General features: G+C 73.4%; 11 protein-coding genes and 1 pseudogene. 8 read left to right on the top strand and 4 right to left on the bottom strand.

Features of this window, described 5'->3' with window-relative positions; all coding sequences use genetic code 11:
- Positions 1-588 precede the first annotated feature (588 nt).
- Positions 589-2,235 (top strand): sensor histidine kinase, encoded by a 1,647-nt coding sequence (locus tag ACFWYM_RS44380; RefSeq protein ID WP_384851219.1) that lies wholly within the window; start codon positions 589-591, stop codon positions 2,233-2,235.
- A 136-nt stretch (positions 2,236-2,371) separates the two neighbouring features.
- On the top strand, positions 2,372-3,025 hold the full coding sequence (locus ACFWYM_RS44375; RefSeq protein WP_384851217.1) for a response regulator: 654 nt from the start codon (positions 2,372-2,374) through the stop codon (positions 3,023-3,025).
- 211 nt (positions 3,026-3,236) lie between these two features.
- On the opposite strand, the pseudogene ACFWYM_RS44370 reads toward ACFWYM_RS44375, so the two are convergent.
- Positions 3,237-3,854 (bottom strand): annotated as a pseudogene (locus ACFWYM_RS44370) (phosphatase PAP2 family protein); the annotation flags it as partial.
- A 174-nt stretch (positions 3,855-4,028) separates the two neighbouring features.
- Here ACFWYM_RS44370 and ACFWYM_RS44365 point away from each other — a divergent pair.
- Positions 4,029-4,835: a hypothetical protein gene (locus ACFWYM_RS44365; RefSeq protein WP_384851216.1), complete on the top strand. Its 807-nt coding sequence runs from the start codon at positions 4,029-4,031 to the stop codon at positions 4,833-4,835.
- Positions 4,836-4,931: 96 nt separating this feature from the next.
- Here ACFWYM_RS44365 and disA read toward each other — a convergent pair whose 3' ends face one another.
- On the bottom strand, positions 4,932-6,056 hold the full coding sequence (gene disA / locus ACFWYM_RS44360) for a DNA integrity scanning diadenylate cyclase DisA (RefSeq protein WP_384851214.1): 1,125 nt from the start codon (positions 6,054-6,056) through the stop codon (positions 4,932-4,934).
- 89 nt (positions 6,057-6,145) lie between these two features.
- Positions 6,146-7,564, bottom strand: coding sequence for a DNA repair protein RadA (gene radA, locus ACFWYM_RS44355; RefSeq protein ID WP_384851212.1), 1,419 nt, complete (start codon positions 7,562-7,564; stop codon positions 6,146-6,148).
- Between the two features lie 231 nt (positions 7,565-7,795).
- Between radA and ACFWYM_RS44350 the strand changes: the two genes are divergently transcribed.
- The gene (locus ACFWYM_RS44350) at positions 7,796-9,634 is read left to right on the top strand and encodes a hypothetical protein (protein ID WP_384851211.1); all 1,839 of its coding nucleotides are present in this window, start codon (positions 7,796-7,798) and stop codon (positions 9,632-9,634) included.
- A 1-nt stretch (position 9,635) separates the two neighbouring features.
- Here ACFWYM_RS44350 and ACFWYM_RS44345 read toward each other — a convergent pair whose 3' ends face one another.
- Positions 9,636-10,499, bottom strand: a complete 864-nt coding sequence (locus tag ACFWYM_RS44345) for a hypothetical protein (RefSeq protein ID WP_384851209.1) — start codon at positions 10,497-10,499, stop codon at positions 9,636-9,638.
- A gap of 71 nt (positions 10,500-10,570) precedes the next feature.
- Here ACFWYM_RS44345 and ACFWYM_RS44340 point away from each other — a divergent pair, with 71 nt between their 5' ends.
- The 4 genes from ACFWYM_RS44340 to ilvD all read left to right on the top strand — a co-directional run bounded on the left by ACFWYM_RS44340 (position 10,571) and on the right by ilvD (position 15,082).
- Positions 10,571-11,500 carry a Ppx/GppA family phosphatase gene (locus tag ACFWYM_RS44340; RefSeq protein ID WP_384851207.1) on the top strand — a complete coding sequence of 310 codons (930 nt, stop codon included), beginning with the start codon at positions 10,571-10,573 and terminating at the stop codon, positions 11,498-11,500.
- 144 nt (positions 11,501-11,644) lie between these two features.
- Positions 11,645-12,469: a sugar phosphate isomerase/epimerase family protein gene (locus ACFWYM_RS44335; RefSeq protein WP_384851205.1), complete on the top strand. Its 825-nt coding sequence runs from the start codon at positions 11,645-11,647 to the stop codon at positions 12,467-12,469.
- Positions 12,466-13,080, top strand: coding sequence for a TetR family transcriptional regulator (locus ACFWYM_RS44330; RefSeq protein ID WP_384851203.1), 615 nt, complete (start codon positions 12,466-12,468; stop codon positions 13,078-13,080). The genes ACFWYM_RS44335 and ACFWYM_RS44330 overlap by 4 nt, the downstream gene beginning before the upstream one ends.
- Positions 13,081-13,228: 148 nt before the next feature.
- A complete protein-coding gene (ilvD, locus tag ACFWYM_RS44325; RefSeq protein WP_384851201.1) occupies positions 13,229-15,082 on the top strand; it encodes a dihydroxy-acid dehydratase in 1,854 nt (617 codons plus the stop codon).
- Positions 15,083-15,175: the final 93 nt, after the last annotated feature.

The following is a 15,175-nucleotide window of genomic DNA, read 5'->3' as shown; positions in this document are numbered from 1 at the left end:
CGCGTCCCCACCCCTTGCGCCGTCGCCCGTCTGCGGGCCGTCATCCCTGCCCGCGCCTCTCGGTAGACAGCCCCCACCCCTTGCGCCGTCGCCCGTCTACGGCCCGTATCGCCCCTTCCACACCTCTTGACCGTCGCGCGCGTCTGCAGGCCGTGTCGCCCCTGCCACACTTCCCCGCATCCCACCCCTGGCCGTCGAACGTCCGCAGGCCGCCCCGTCCCCGCCACGCCCCCTGTCCCCTGGCGGTCGCACGTCTGCCGCCCGCCCCCCCTTCCAGCCCGTCCCCGCCTCCCCCCCAGGCGCCTTCCCCTCCCGCCCTTCCCCGCCTTTCCCCTGCTTCCCCTCTCCCCCCGGGCCTCTTCAGCCTCACCCCGGGGGTGCCCTTCAGCCCGTCCGGCGTTTGAGGACGAGGCCGTTCAGGCCGATCGGGGGTCTAGGGGCAAAGCCCCAGGAAGAGCGCCCCAGGGGCGACGGAGTCGCCGTTTCGGGAAGGGGCGGGATTGGGGAAGAAGCCCCCCGGCAGGGACCACCCGCACCCTGACGATCGGCAGGGGCGCCGCCCCCACCCGCCCCCGTACCGTCGGCACCGTGAAGAGCCCTCGCCTCGCCGACGCCCTGCTCTGGGCCGCCCTCGCCGCCCCCGCGCTCTCCGTGGACCGGCTGGGCTTCAACGAGCCGACCGGCCCCGCACAGCAGCTCACCTCGCTCACGGCCCTCGCACTCGCCTGCGCGACCCGCAGACGCCGTCCGCTGCTCGCCTTCCTGCTCGCGGCGGGCCTCGGCCTGACCGCGGGCCCGTCCCTCTTCTCGCTCTCGTACGGCGCCGCGCTCGCCGTCTTCGCCTTCCAGCTCGGCCGCCGGGCGCGCCGCGAGCGACCCGCGCTGCTCGCCTTCGGCGCGGTCGCCCTGGTGGGCACGGCCAAGATCGTCGTACGGGACGTGGATCCCGTCGTGGAGTGGCTGGTCCTCATGGGGACGTTGCTCTTCGGGGCGGTGTTTCCGTGGCTCGCGGGCCGTTACGGGCGCCAGAGCCGCGAGCTGACCACGGCCGCGCTCGCCCGCGCCGAGCAGCTGGAGCAGGAGCAGCGCATCGTCGCCGACCGGGCCCGGCTGCGCGAACGGGCCCGTATCGCCCAGGACATGCACGACTCGCTGGGCCACGAGCTGAGCCTGATCGCCGTGCGCGCGGGTGCCCTCCAGGTCGCCCCCGACCTGCCGGACCGGCACCGCGACGCCGCCGCGGACCTGCGCGTCGCCGCCTCCGACGCCACGGACCGGCTCCACCAGATCATCGGCCTGCTCCGCGAGGAGGACGACGAACCGGCCCCGCTGGCCCCGCCCGGCGAGACGGTCGAGGCCCTCGTGGCGCGCGCCGCGGAGTCGGGGCTCGACGTGCGCTACGTCGGCGGGGAAGGGGGCGGCGAGGAGACAGGTGATGAGGCGGGCGATGAGGTGGGTGATGTGGGAGCCCGGGAGTTGACCAGGGGCGATCGCATGGCCGGCCGTCGGCGCATGGTCCACCGAGTCGTCCAGGAAGCCCTCACGAATGCCGCCAAGCACGCGCCCGGCGCGCCCGTCGAGGTCCGCGTCGACCACGAGCCCTCCGCCGCCCTGGTCACGGTCACCAACGAACGTCCCCAGCAGCCTGGTTCAGCAGCGGGCGGGGGCTCCGGTCTCGCCGGGCTGCGGGACCGGCTCGCGGCGCTCGGCGGGAGCCTCGACGCGGGGCCGCACGGTGACGGCGGATTCCGGATCCGGGCCCGCGTACCGGCCGGGGGTGCCCCGCGGGTGCCGGAGGAGCTGCGGGGTGCCCCCGGCACCGTGCTCGCCCTCGCCCGGCGCCGCACCGCCCTGGCTTTCGGCGCCGCCGTCGGCACGGGCGTGCTGCTCGTGGGCGGAGCCTTCGGCTGGTACGCGTACTCGCGCTCGCACTCCGTCCTCGACCCCGACGACTACGCGCGCCTGCACCTCGGCGCCGCCCTGACCGACGTACAGCCCCTGCTTCCGGACCGGGCGGAGGACGACCCGCCGACCGACCGCGCACCCCGCGCCCCGGCAGGCGCCGACTGCCGCTACTACCGCGCCAGCGGCCAACTCTTCACCACGGTCGCGCACTTCAGGCTGTGCTTCGCGGGCGCCGGACCCGACGGGCCGAGGTTGGTGGCGAAGAGCGTGATCCCCAAGGCCGGTACGGGACAGGAAGTGCAGGAGGAGGAGAAGGAGTGGATGCGGTGAGCGCGGTGACGCGGGCGGTGTGTGTAGGTCGTGGGCGTGGCGGTGGTGGAGGTGGTGGCGGTGGTGGTGGCGAGGGTGGAGGCGTGGTGCGGCGGTCGGTGCCGGGTGTTCGCCCGTCGGCCGGGGAGGGTGCTTCGTGATCCGCGTGCTGCTCGCCGATGACGAGGCCATGATCCGGGCGGGCGTGCGGGCCATCCTCGCCGCCGGGCAGGACATCGACATCGTCGCCGAGGCCGCCGACGGGCGTGCGGCGGTCGCCCTCGCGCAGGCCCACCGGCCCGATGTCGCCCTGCTCGACATCCGCATGCCGCGTCTCGACGGGCTCGCGGCGGCGGAGGAGATCGCCCGGACGGTACCGGGGAGCGCCGTCGCCATGCTGACGACCTTCTCCGAGGACGCCTACATCGCGCGTGCCCTCAGCGGTGGTGCCACCGGGTTCCTGCTCAAGTCCGGTGATCCGCATGAACTCATCGCGGGTGTACGGGCGGTGGCGGGTGGCGCGGCCTTCCTGTCACCGAAGGTGGCCCGCCATGTCATCGACGGCTTCGGCGCCCAGCGGCTCGGCCGGGCCGCCGAGGCCCGGGCCCGTACCGAGGTCCTGACGCCGCGCGAGCGGGAGGTGCTCGGGCTCGTCGGCGAGGGGCTGTCCAACCCGGAGATCGCCGCCCGGCTCAGCCTCGTCGAGGGGACGGTGAAGGCGTATGTGAGCGCGGTCCTCGACCGGCTGGGGGTCAAGAACCGCGTCCAGGCGGCGATCGTGGCGTACGAAGCGGGCCTCGTGACCCGGTGACCCGGTAACCCGGTGACCCGGTGAGCCGGGCTCAGGGGCGGTGCGAGCGGCCGTCGTAGGGCGTGTGCGCCTGGCCGTCGGACGGTGCGTGGGGGGTGTGGCCCGCGGAGGGGGCATGGGGGTGGTGGCCCTCGGCGGGCGTGTGCCGGGGGTCGTGGCGCGGCAGCGTCATCGTCGGGGTGTCGGGGACCTGCGGCGGAGCCGTCGTGAGGTGGGCGGGGCGGGCCGGGCCGGGGCCCGCGAACCAGCGCACGAGGCCCGTCGAGGACCCGCGCATCGCCTCCACCACCCGTGTCGCCGGACGCGTCGCGAGCCGGACGACGACAAAGGCGAGGACGGCGCCGAGCACCAGTCCGACCGCCACGTCGTGCGGGTAGTGCACGCCGACGAAGACCCGCGAGAAGGCCATGAGCACCGCCATCGGCACGGTCAGCGCCGCGATCCGCGGCCAGGCGAGCGCGAGCCCGACCGCCGCGGCCGCCGCGATCGTGGAGTGGTTGCTGGGGAACGACCAGTCGCCGTGCGGCGGGCACTCGACGAGCGAGGTCACGGCGCCGGAGACCGCCCGGCAGGGCCGCTCCTCGTCCACCGCGGACTTGATCAGCTCGCTGCAGACGTACGCCACCGCCGTGGCCAGCGGCGCGAGCACCGCGACCGCGACGGCACGCGGATCACCGCGCCGCGCCCGCCACCACGCGACGACGAAGAGCACGCCGAAGAGCAGCAGGCCCAGCTCCGTCCACACCTCGGCGAGGTGCTGCACCCACGAGGGAGTGTCGTGGGCGAAATCGGTGATGTCGCGGTAGAGATCGTCGTCCATGGTGTCCATGATTACGGACGGTACGGAGTGGACCCGAATCGTCACACCTGGCGATCGGCCCCTCACACCCCTGACGAAAGACAGGGGAAGACGCCCGGATCCGGGATGATGATCGGCAAAAGATGTGGCCGAGGGCGGCGGGTGGGGCAGGAGAAGCCGCGGATCTCTCGTAAGGTTTGGGCCGTGGGATCTCTGCGCAATCCGGTCGGGCCGCTTCCCTCCTCCATCTACTGGCGACGGAGGGCCGTTCTGCTGTCCGTGCTCGGACTGCTTCTCCTCCTCGTCGTATGGGTCGTCACCTCCGGTGGCGGGGACGGGAAGAACGGTGCGGGCGGACCCAACGACAAGGGCCCCGCGACCTCCATCACCCCCGGCCCCTCGGGCTCCGGGCCCGCCATCAGCGAACACCCGGGCGGGCGCGACGAGTCGAGCGGCAGCGGTGCGGGCGACGGCGGCGGTGACGGTTCCGGTTCGGGCGACGGCGGGGGTGACGGGTCCGGCTCCGGCGGGGCCGGGGGCTCCGGCTCCGACGACGGCGCGAAGGGCGGAGGAGGCTCGGGCGACCGGCTGCCCGCCGGGTCCCGCCTCCCCAACTGCACCAGCGGCGACGTGAAGTTGACGCTGCGCAGCATCAAGAACTCGTACGAGGTCGGGGAGAAGCCCAAGTTCGAGGTGACCGCGGCGAACGGCTCGGGCGGGGCCTGCAAGCTCGATCTCGGCGGCGCCGAGACGGTGCTGACGATCACTCAGGCCGACACCGACGACGAGATCTGGTCCTCGGACGACTGCCCGGGCGGCAGCGGCTCCCTGCTGCTGCGCATCCCCGCCGAGGGCAAGGTCACGCACGCCGTGGAGTGGGACCGCAAGCCGAGCGCGGACCACTGCGCGACGCCGCCCGCTGGCTCCGCGAAGGCGGGCACGTACCTGGTGGAGGCGAAGGCGCCAGGGCTCGGGGCGGCGCGGGCGTCGTTCGTGCTGGAGAAGGACTGAGCCTTACCGGGGCTTACGGAGGTGCGGCGCCCCAATTCTCTTGAGGGCGCCCCAACTCCCTTGAAGGCGCCCCAACTCCCTTGAGGGCGCCGCCGGTTACACGTAGCGCTCGAGGATCGAGGACTCCGCGAGCCGCGAGAGACCCTCGCGCACGCTGCGGGCCCGGGCCTCGCCCACCCCGTCCACCGTCTGCAGGTCGTCCACGCTCGCGGCGAGCAGCTTCTGCAGGCCGCCGAAGTGCTCGACGAGGCGGTCGATGATGGCGCCGGGCAGCCGCGGGACCTTCGCGAGGAGGCGGAAGCCGCGGGGGGAGACCGCCGAGTCCAGGGCCTCGGGGGAGCCGGTGTAGCCCAACGCGCGGGCCACGATGGGCAGTTCGAGCAGCTCCGCGTGGCTGAGGGAGTCCAGCTCGGCGAGCGCCTCGTCCACCGTGCGGGAGCGCTTGGCGGTGGGCTCGGGGACGTAGTCGCGCACGACGAGCTCGCGCTCCGGCTCGACGCCCGCGATCAGCTCGTCCAGTTGGAGGGCGAGCAGGCGGCCGTCGGTGCCCAGCTCCACCACGTACTCCGCGATCTCCGTGGCGATGCGGCGGACCATCTCCAGGCGCTGGGCGACCGCGGTGACGTCCCGCACGGTCACCAAGTCCTCGATCTCCAGGGCGGAGAGGGTGCCCGCGACCTCGTCCAGGCGGAGCTTGTAGCGCTCCAGGGTCGCGAGGGCCTGGTTGGCGCGGGAGAGGATCGCCGCCGAGTCCTCCAGGACGCGGCGCTGGCCGTCGACATAGAGGGCGATGAGGCGCATCGACTGGGAGACGGAGACGACCGGGAAGCCGACCTGCTTGCTGACGCGGTCCGCGGTGCGGTGGCGCGTGCCCGTCTCCTCCGTGGGGATCGTCGGGTCCGGCACCAACTGGACGCCCGCGCGCAGGATTTTGGTGATGTCCTTGTCGAGGACGATGCCGCCGTCGAGCTTGCAGAGCTCGCGCAGGCGGGTCGCCGTGAACTCGACGTCCAGGTTGAAGCCGCCCGTGCACATCGACTCGACCGTCTTGTCGAAGCCGAGGACGATCAGGCCGCCGGTATTGCCGCGGAGGATGCGCTCCAGGCCGTCGCGCAGGGCCGTGCCGGGCGCGACCGCGCTCAGGGCGGCGCGCATCAGACCATCGGCACCCAGGGCGCCACCGGGCTTGCCGGGGCCTGCTGCCCGGTCGTTGGCTGCCACTGCACTCCTCGGGTCGCAGGTTGTCCAGGCCCCCTGAGCCCACTGCCGCACGCCTTGCTTCGTACGGATGGGCGAGACCAGGGCAAAGTCTACCGGCGGTCTTCCTCCTCCCGTGGGGCCTCTCGGCGACGGGACCGGGGAAGGACACGCAGCGCGTCCCCCATGTCGGCGACTTCGGTGACCTTCATACCGGGCGGGACCTTGCCGGGGTCGGCGGGAACCAGGGCGTGGGTGAAGCCGAGGCGGTGCGCCTCGGCCAGTCTGCGCTGCACGCCCGTGACCCTTCTGACCTCGCCCGCCAGGCCCACTTCTCCGATCGCGACGAGATTCTTCGGCAGCGGGGTGTCGCTGGCCGCGCTGGCCAGGGCGAGGGCGACCGCGAGGTCGGCGGCGGGCTCGGAGAGCTTCACGCCGCCCACCGTCGCGCTGTAGATGTCGCGCTTGCCGAGCGCGCTGATGCGGCCGCGCTGCTCCAGGACGGCCAGCATCATCGAGACGCGGGAGGTCTCCAGGCCGGACGTCGTGCGGCGGGGGGAGGGGATCTGGGAGTCGACGGTGAGGGCCTGGACCTCGGCGACGAGGGGGCGGCGGCCCTCCAGGGTGACCGTGAGACAGGTGCCGGGGACCGGCTCGGCGCGGCGGGTGAGGAAGAGGCCGCTGGGGTCGGCGAGGCCGGTGATGCCCTCGTCGTGGAGCTCGAAGCAGCCGACCTCGTCCGTCGTCCCGTACCTGTTCTTCACGCCGCGCACCAGGCGGAGGCGGGCGTGGCGGTCGCCTTCGAAGTGCAGCACCACGTCCACCAGGTGCTCCAGGAGGCGGGGGCCCGCGATGGCGCCGTCCTTCGTGACGTGACCCACCAGGAGGGTCGCCATGCCGCGCTCCTTGGAGGCGCGGATCAGGGCGCCCGCGACCTCGCGGACCTGGGCCATGCCGCCCGGTGCCCCGTCGATCTCCGGGGAGGCGACCGTCTGCACCGAGTCGAGGATGAGGAGGGACGGCTTCACCGCGTCCAAGTGGCCGAGGACGGCGGCGAGATCGGTCTCGGCCGCCAGGTACAGGTGGTCGTCGATCGCCTTGATGCGGTCGGCGCGCAGGCGGACCTGGCTCGCCGACTCCTCGCCGGTGACATAGAGCGTGCGGTGGTCGTCGCTGGCCGCCTTCGCCGCGACGTCCAGGAGCAGCGTCGACTTGCCGACGCCGGGCTCGCCCGCGAGCAGCACCACGGCGCCGGGCACCAGGCCGCCGCCGAGGACGCGGTCCAGCTCGGGCACGCCGGTGGTGCGGGCGGTGGCCTGGCGGCCGTCGACCTGGCCGATGGGGACCGCGGAGGAGGTGACGCGGCCGGGGGCCGTCGTACGCACAGCGGGCGCGCCGTACTCCTCGACCGTTCCCCACGCCTGGCACTCGGGGCAGCGGCCGAGCCACTTGGCCGTCTGCCAGCCGCACTCGGTGCAGCGGTAGGACGGGCGTTGCTTGCCGGTGTTGGTCGATTTCGTACGGGCAGCCATGCACGGAACCGTAGCGGGGGACACTGACAGTGGGTGTCGGCGGCCGTGCCCGGTGCGGTGCTCGGTGGCCGTGCCCGGTGGTCGTCGAGCGCCGTCAGGGAGGCCGGCCGGGGCGCACGGTCGCCGGAATCTGCGCTTCCTGTCCCCTTTTGAGGGATCTGTTCACCCGTAAGGATTAAAAGTGCTCAAGGGGGGAGAAGGGCCCGGCATCATCCGCCTACGGTCGCACGGGTGATGAGCAGCAGGCCGGAAACCTCCCCGTACGCAACCGGCGCACACCGGGCGCACAGAGACGCGCGAAAGCGCGCGCCGTCCCGGTCCGCGGCGCGCTCGGCGAAGAGTGCGCCCGAATCATCCGCCGCGTCCTCGCCGACGTCCCCGTCGGCCCCGCGCCACGAGCCGTTCCTGGACGGCCTGTTCACGTACTGCCTCTCCGTGCTGTGCGACCACGACGCCGCCACCGCTGCCCTCGCCGACGTCCTCACGCTCGCCGAGAGCCGGGGCGCACGCGCGCACGCTCCGGCTGCCGAAACGGATCTGCGCCCCTGGCTCTACGCCCTCGCGCGCTGGGTCTGTCTGCGCCGGCTCGCCGAGGCCAAGCGCGGCCGCCAGGCTCACGCCGCCACCGCACCGCAATCCACCACCCGCCGCCGCGCCGCCCGCGAGCCCGGGCCCGCCCCGCTCTCCCCGGAGGCCGAGCGGCAGCGCACCCGCGAGCTGGCCCAGCTGGCCTGGCCGGAGGCGGCGGGCACAACTCCCGAGCAGCGCGAGGCACTTGAGCTCGCCGTCCGCCACCAGCTCGGTCCCGCCGAAGTGGCCGCCGTCCTCGGCATGGACCCCGCCCGCGCGCGCGAGCTGCTCGCCTCCGCCGCCTGCGAGGTCGAGCGGACCCGCGCCGCGCTCGCCGTCGTGGAGACCGGCACCTGCCCGGCCGTGGCCCGTCTCACCGGCGACAACCAGCTCCTCCTCGGCACCGCTCTGCGCCGCGAGCTCGTCCGGCACGTCGACGACTGCCCCCGCTGCCGTCGCACCGCCGAGCGCGCCGGAGCGGGCGCCTGGCCCGGCACCGCCGTCACCCCGGCCGCGCTTCCCGTGCTCGAAGCCCCGCGCGCGGCCCTGCACATGGCCCTCGCCCACGGCCCGCGCGCCGGCCGCAGGGGCGGGGTCCCGCGCTTCGACCGGCGCGGCTTCCCGATGGACCCGAAGGACCACGCCGCCCGCCGCGACCGCCTCCGCGCGCGTGCCGTCACGACGACGGTCGTCGCCACCGTCGTGGCCGCCCCGGTGCTCGCCCTCTGGGCCGCCTACCGCGGCCCGCTCACCGGCGAGAGCCAGGGCGGCAGCTCGGTCTCCGCGAGCGAGGCCGAGAACCCCGGCGGCATGGACGGCGACCGCGCGCGGGACCGGTACGAGAACGCGGGCAACGCCGACACCACCCCCGACCCCCGCTTCACCGCGGGCAGCCGCTCACCCGACGTCTCCGTAGAGGTCATCAGCGGCGGCGAGGCGCCCAGCGACTCCCGTACGGGCCCCGGGCGGCTCACCGTGGAGGCCCAGCCCAGCGGCGGCACGACGCTCATCACGCTGACGGCCTCCGGGGGCGCGCCGGTCCACTGGTCGGCGCGCACAGGCGCCTCCTGGCTCTATCTGAGCCAGTCCTCCGGGACGCTGCGGCCGGGCGAGACGGTCACGATCCAGGTGTACGTCGATCAGAACAGGGAGCCGTCCGGGCACTGGCGTGCGCGCATCGCGATCGCCCCCTCCGGAGCGGTCATCTCCATCGACGGCCACGGCAGCGGCGGTTCGACCTCGCCGCACCCCACGGACCCCACCACCCCCACCGACCCCGGCACCCCCACGGACCCGACCCCGACCGACCCCACGCCCACGGACCCGACACCGACGGATCCGACCCCCACGGACCCCACGCCCACGGACCCGACCCCGACCGATCCGACCCCCACGGACCCGACCCCGACGCCGACCGACTCGGACCCCACGACCACCCCGTCCGACCCGGGCGACACGTCGCCGCCGCCCAGCGGCAGCGGCGACCCGGGCCCGGGCTGAGCTACGAAGCGGTCTGCGGATCCGCCGGATGCGGTGCCAGCAGCGGGAGTTGAGAGGCGAGCCGCTCCTCGCACAGCTCGGCGAGGCGGTCGTAGCCCGCCTTGCCCATCAGCTCGATCAGCTCCGGCCGGTACGAGACGTACACCGGCTCGCCCGCGCCGTGCGCCGACGTCGCCGAGGTGCACCACCAGTGCAGGTCGTGGCCCCCGGGGCCCCAGCCCCTGCGGTCGTACTCCCCGATGGAGACCTGGAGGACGCGGGTGTCGTCGGGCCGGTCGATCCACTCATAGGTGCGCCGCACCGGCAGCTGCCAGCAGACGTCCGGCTTGGTCTCCAGCGGCTCGCGGCCCTCCTTGAGCGCCAGGATGTGCAGCGAACAGCCCGCGCCGCCCTTGAAGCCCGGCCGGTTCTGGAAGATGCAGGAGCCGTTGTACGGGCGGGTCTGGCGCTCGCCGTCCTCGTCCTGGGACACCCAGCCCGTCTCCGTGCCGATGTCGTGGTGCTGCCAGATGTCGGGCGTGAGCCGCGCCACGAAGCCCGCCACCCGCTTCTCGTCGTCCTCGTCCGAGAAGTGCGCGCCCAGCGTGCAGCAGCCGTCGTCCGCGCGCCCCGCCTGGATGCCCTGGCAGCCGCTGCCGAAGATGCAGGTCCAACGAGAGGTCAGCCATGTCAGATCGCAGCGGAAGACCTGCTCGTCGTCCGCCGGATCAGGGAACTCCACCCAGGCACGGGCGAAGTCGAGGCCCTTCTCGTCCGGCGCCGGACCCTTGGCGTTCTTCGCGCCCTTTGCCTGCTTCGCGTCCTTCGGCTTCCCCGACTTCGATGCCTTCGTTTTGTCGGTCTTCGCCTTTTTCGTCTTTGGCACGACTCAAGGGTATGCGCGCCGGACCCTGGCCGAAGACCGACGGAGCCCCGACCCGGCGTAGCGTTCCGTACATGAGACTCGGAGTCCTCGACGTCGGTTCGAACACGGTGCACCTGCTGGTGGTGGACGCCCACCCCGGTGCCCGGCCGCTGCCCGCGCACTCGCACAAGGCCGAGCTGCGCCTCGCCCAACTCCTCGACGACGCGGGGGCGATCGGCCCCGATGGCGTGGACCAGCTGGTCGCCACCGTGCGGGAGGCGCTGCAGGCCGCCGAGGACAAGGGCGTCGAGGACCTGCTGCCGTTCGCGACCTCCGCCGTGCGCGAGGCCAGCAACGCGGATGAGGTCCTCAGCCGCGTCCGCGCGGAGACCGGCGTCGACCTCCAGGTCCTGACCGGCGAGGAGGAGGCCCGGCTCACCTTTCTCGCGGCCCGCCGCTGGTTCGGCTGGTCCGCGGGCAAGCTGCTCGTGCTCGACATCGGCGGCGGCTCCCTGGAGATCGCGTACGGCATCGACGAGGAGCCCGACGCGGCGGTCAGCCTGCCGCTCGGCGCGGGGCGGCTCACCGCGTCCTGGCTGGCCCAGGACCCGCCGGACGCCGCCGACGTGAAGGCCCTGCGCCGCCACGCCCGCGCCCAGATCGCCCGTACGGTCGGGGAGTTCAGCAGGTTCGGGAAGCCGGATCACGTCGTGGCGACCTCGAAGACCTTCAAGCAGCTGGCCCGGCTCGCGGGCGCCGCCCGCAGCGCCGAGGGGCTCTACGTCCAGCGGGATCTCAAGCGCAGGTCCCTGGAGGAGTGGGTGCCCCAGCTCGCCGGGATGACGGCCGCCGAGCGCGCGGAGCTGCCCGGGGTCTCCGAGGGCCGGGCCGGACAGCTGCTCGCCGGGGCGCTTGTCGCCGAGGGCGCCATGGACCTCTTCGGCGTCGAGACGCTGGAGATCTGTCCGTGGGCGCTGCGCGAGGGCGTGATCCTGCGGCGACTGGACCACCTGCCGACGTAGGGGGGGACAGGGCGCGGGGAAGCAGCGGGCAGGGAGCGGACAGGCAGCGGACAGGGAGAGGCGGGGAGGCGTATCGGCCGAGACCGGATGCCCCGGATCCCCCGGGCTCCCCGGGGCGAAGTGAGGGCCCGTACTCTGTCCCTCGTGGCAGAACCAGTGGTGCGCATCCCGGATGCGAAGGTCGCCCTGTCGACGGCCTCGGTCTATCCGGAGTCGACGGCGACGGCCTTCGAGATCGCCGCGCGCCTCGGCTACGACGGTGTCGAGGTCATGGTCTGGACGGATCCCGTCAGCCAGGACATCGAGGCGCTGCGCCGCCTCAGCGACTACCACCGCATCCCGATCCTCGCCGTGCACGCGCCCTGCCTGCTGATCACGCAGCGCGTCTGGTCCACCGACCCCTGGGTGAAGCTCCAGCGGGCCCGGGCCGCCGCCGAGAAGCTGGGCGCCTCGACGGTCGTCGTGCACCCGCCGTTCCGCTGGCAGCGGCAGTACGCCCGCGACTTCGTCACGGGGATCTGGCGGATGGCCGACGAGACGGATGTGCGGTTCGCCGTCGAGAACATGTACCCGTGGCGCTACCGCGACCGCGAGATGCTCGCCTACGCCCCCGACTGGGACGTCACCAAGGACGACTACCGCCACTTCACGGTCGACCTCAGCCACACCGCGACCGCCCGCACCGACGCGATGCAGATGATCGACCGCATGGGCGACCGGCTCGGCCACGTCCACCTCGCCGACGGCAAGGGTTCCGCCAAGGACGAGCACCTGGTCCCGGGCCGCGGCACCCAGCCCTGCGCCGAGCTCCTGGAGCGCCTCGCCACCAGCGGCTTCGACGGCCACGTGGTGATCGAGGTCAACACCCGCCGCGCCATGTCCAGCGCCGAACGCGAGGCCGACCTCGCCGAGGCCCTCGCCTACACCCGCCTGCACCTGGCCTCCTCGGCGACGGCCTCGCGCCCGTGACGGCCACCGCTCCGCGCCGCAGGGGACGCCCCTCCCGTACGGAGTCGGCGGCGGGCCCGGCCACCCGCGACCGGATCCTCGCGGCGGCCCGCGAGGAGTTCGCGCAGCGCGGGTACGAGAAGACGTCGGTGCGCTCCATCGCCAAGGCAGCCGGGGTCGACCCGGCGCTCGTGCACCACTACTTCGGCACCAAGGAACAGGTCTTCGAGGCGGCCGTGGAGGTGGCCTTCGTGCCCGCGCTCTCGGCCTCCGGGGCGATCGACGAGGGCCCGCTCGACGGCGTCGGGGAGCGGCTGACCCGCTTCATCTTCGGCATCTGGGAGAACCCCGCGACCCGCGCCCCGCTCCTCGCGATCGTGCGCTCCGCGGTGAACAACGAGACGGCGGCCGCGGTCTTCCGGCGCCTGGTCGCGGCCCAGCTGCTCGGCCGGATCGCCCGCCGCGTTCAACTGCCCGACGCCGAACTGCGGGCCACCCTCGCCGCCGCCCAGCTCGTGGGCACCGCGATGCTCCGCTATGTGATCAAGGTCGAGCCGCTGGCGTCGGCGGACGCGGAGCAGGTCATCGCCCGGGTGGCGCCGGTGGTGCAGGGGCACCTGACGGGGGACTGAGAGACCCCGGCCCGCACCTGGGGGCTGGTCGCTCAGCGAGACAGCCGTCCCGTCATCCGGACAGCCTGTCCAGATCTCGGAGCGGCGGCGTACGCTCGACCGCAGTCTTGACGTCACGTCTCTGACGTCCCTGAAGGAGCGAGCGACGATGCCCGAGCTGAGGTCCCGCACAGTCACCCACGGCCGCAACATGGCGGGCGCACGCGCCCTGATGCGAGCCTCCGGGGTACCAGGCGCGGACATCGGCCGGAAGCCGATCATCGCGGTCGCCAACTCCTTCACCGAGTTTGTGCCGGGCCACACCCACCTCGCCCCCGTCGGCCGCATCGTCAGCGAGGCGATCACGGAGGCGGGCGGCATCCCGCGCGAGTTCAACACGATCGCGGTCGACGACGGCATCGCGATGGGCCACGGCGGCATGCTCTACTCGCTGCCCTCCCGCGACCTGATCGCGGACTCGGTCGAGTACATGGTCGAGGCCCACTGCGCCGACGCCCTGATCTGCATCTCGAACTGCGACAAGATCACGCCGGGCATGCTCAACGCCGCCCTGCGCCTGAACATCCCCACGGTCTTCGTCTCCGGCGGCCCGATGGAGTCCGGCCGCGCGACCCTCGTGGACGGCACGGTCCGCACCCTCGACCTGGTCGACGCGATCTCGGACGCGGTGAACGACAAGATCTCGGACGAGGACATCCTCCGCATCGAGGAGAACGCCTGCCCGACCTGCGGCTCCTGCTCCGGCATGTTCACGGCCAACTCCATGAACTGCCTGACCGAGGCCATCGGCCTGAGCCTGCCCGGCAACGGCTCGGTCCTCGCCACACACACCGCCCGCCGCGCCCTCTACGAGAACGCGGGCCGCACGGTCGTCGACATCACCAAGCGCTACTACGACCAGGACGACGAGACGGTCCTGCCGCGCAACATCGCCACCTTCGACGCCTTCGAGAACGCGATGGCGCTCGACATCGCGATGGGCGGCTCCACCAACACGATCCTGCACCTGCTGGCCGCCGCCCAGGAGGCGGGCGTCGACTTCGGCCTCGACGCCATCGACGCGGTCTCGCGCCGCGTCCCGTGCCTCGCCAAGGTCGCCCCGAACGTGGCGAAGGACCGCACGTACTACATGGAGGACGTGCACCGCGCGGGCGGCATCCCCGCCCTCCTCGGCGAGCTCTACCGCGGCGGCCTGCTGAACGAGGGCGTGCACACGGTCCACTCCGCCTCCCTCGCCGACTGGCTCAAGACCTGGGACGTGCGCGGGGGTTCGCCCTCCGCCGAGGCCGTCGAGCTGTGGCACGCGGCCCCCGGCTGCGTCCGCTCCGCCACCGCCTTCTCCCAGTCGGAGCGCTGGGAGGCCCTGGACACGGACGCCGAGGGCGGCTGCATCCGCTCCGCCGAGCACGCCTACTCGAAGGACGGCGGTCTGGCGGTCCTCAAGGGCAACCTCGCCGTCGACGGCTGCGTGGTGAAGACGGCGGGCGTCGACGAGTCGATCTGGGCGTTCGAGGGCCCCGCGGTGGTCTGCGAGTCCCAGGAGGAGGCCGTCGAGAAGATCCTCAACAAGCAGATCACGGACGGCGACGTGGTGGTCATCCGCTACGAGGGCCCCAAGGGCGGCCCCGGCATGCAGGAGATGCTCTACCCCACCTCCTTCCTCAAGGGCCGCGGCCTCGGCAAGACCTGCGCCCTGATCACGGACGGCCGCTTCTCCGGCGGTACGTCGGGCCTCTCGATCGGCCACGCGTCGCCCGAGGCGGCCTCGGGCGGCACGATCGCCCTGGTCCAGGACGGCGACCGGATCCGCATCGACATCCCGGGCCGCACGATCGAACTCCTGGTCGCGGACGACGAGTTGACCCGCCGCGACTCCGCCCTGAACGGCGTGTACGCCCCCGCGAACCGCGAGCGCAAGGTGTCGGCGGCGCTGCGGGCGTACGCGGCGATGGCGACGAGCGCGGACAAGGGCGCGGTGCGGGACGTCTCCCGACTGGGGTAACCGTCCTGGGGCACCCTCCGGGGGGCTCCGCCCCCCGGACCCCCATCGGCGCTTCGCGCCTCGTCCTCAATCGCCGGACGGGCTCTTTTGAGC

Source organism: Streptomyces sp. NPDC059009 (assembly GCF_042740175.1).
Lineage (GTDB): Bacteria > Actinomycetota > Actinomycetes > Streptomycetales > Streptomycetaceae > Streptomyces.
The sequence above is the reverse complement of the archived record's forward strand: the minus strand, read 5'-3'. Positions and strand labels throughout refer to the sequence as shown.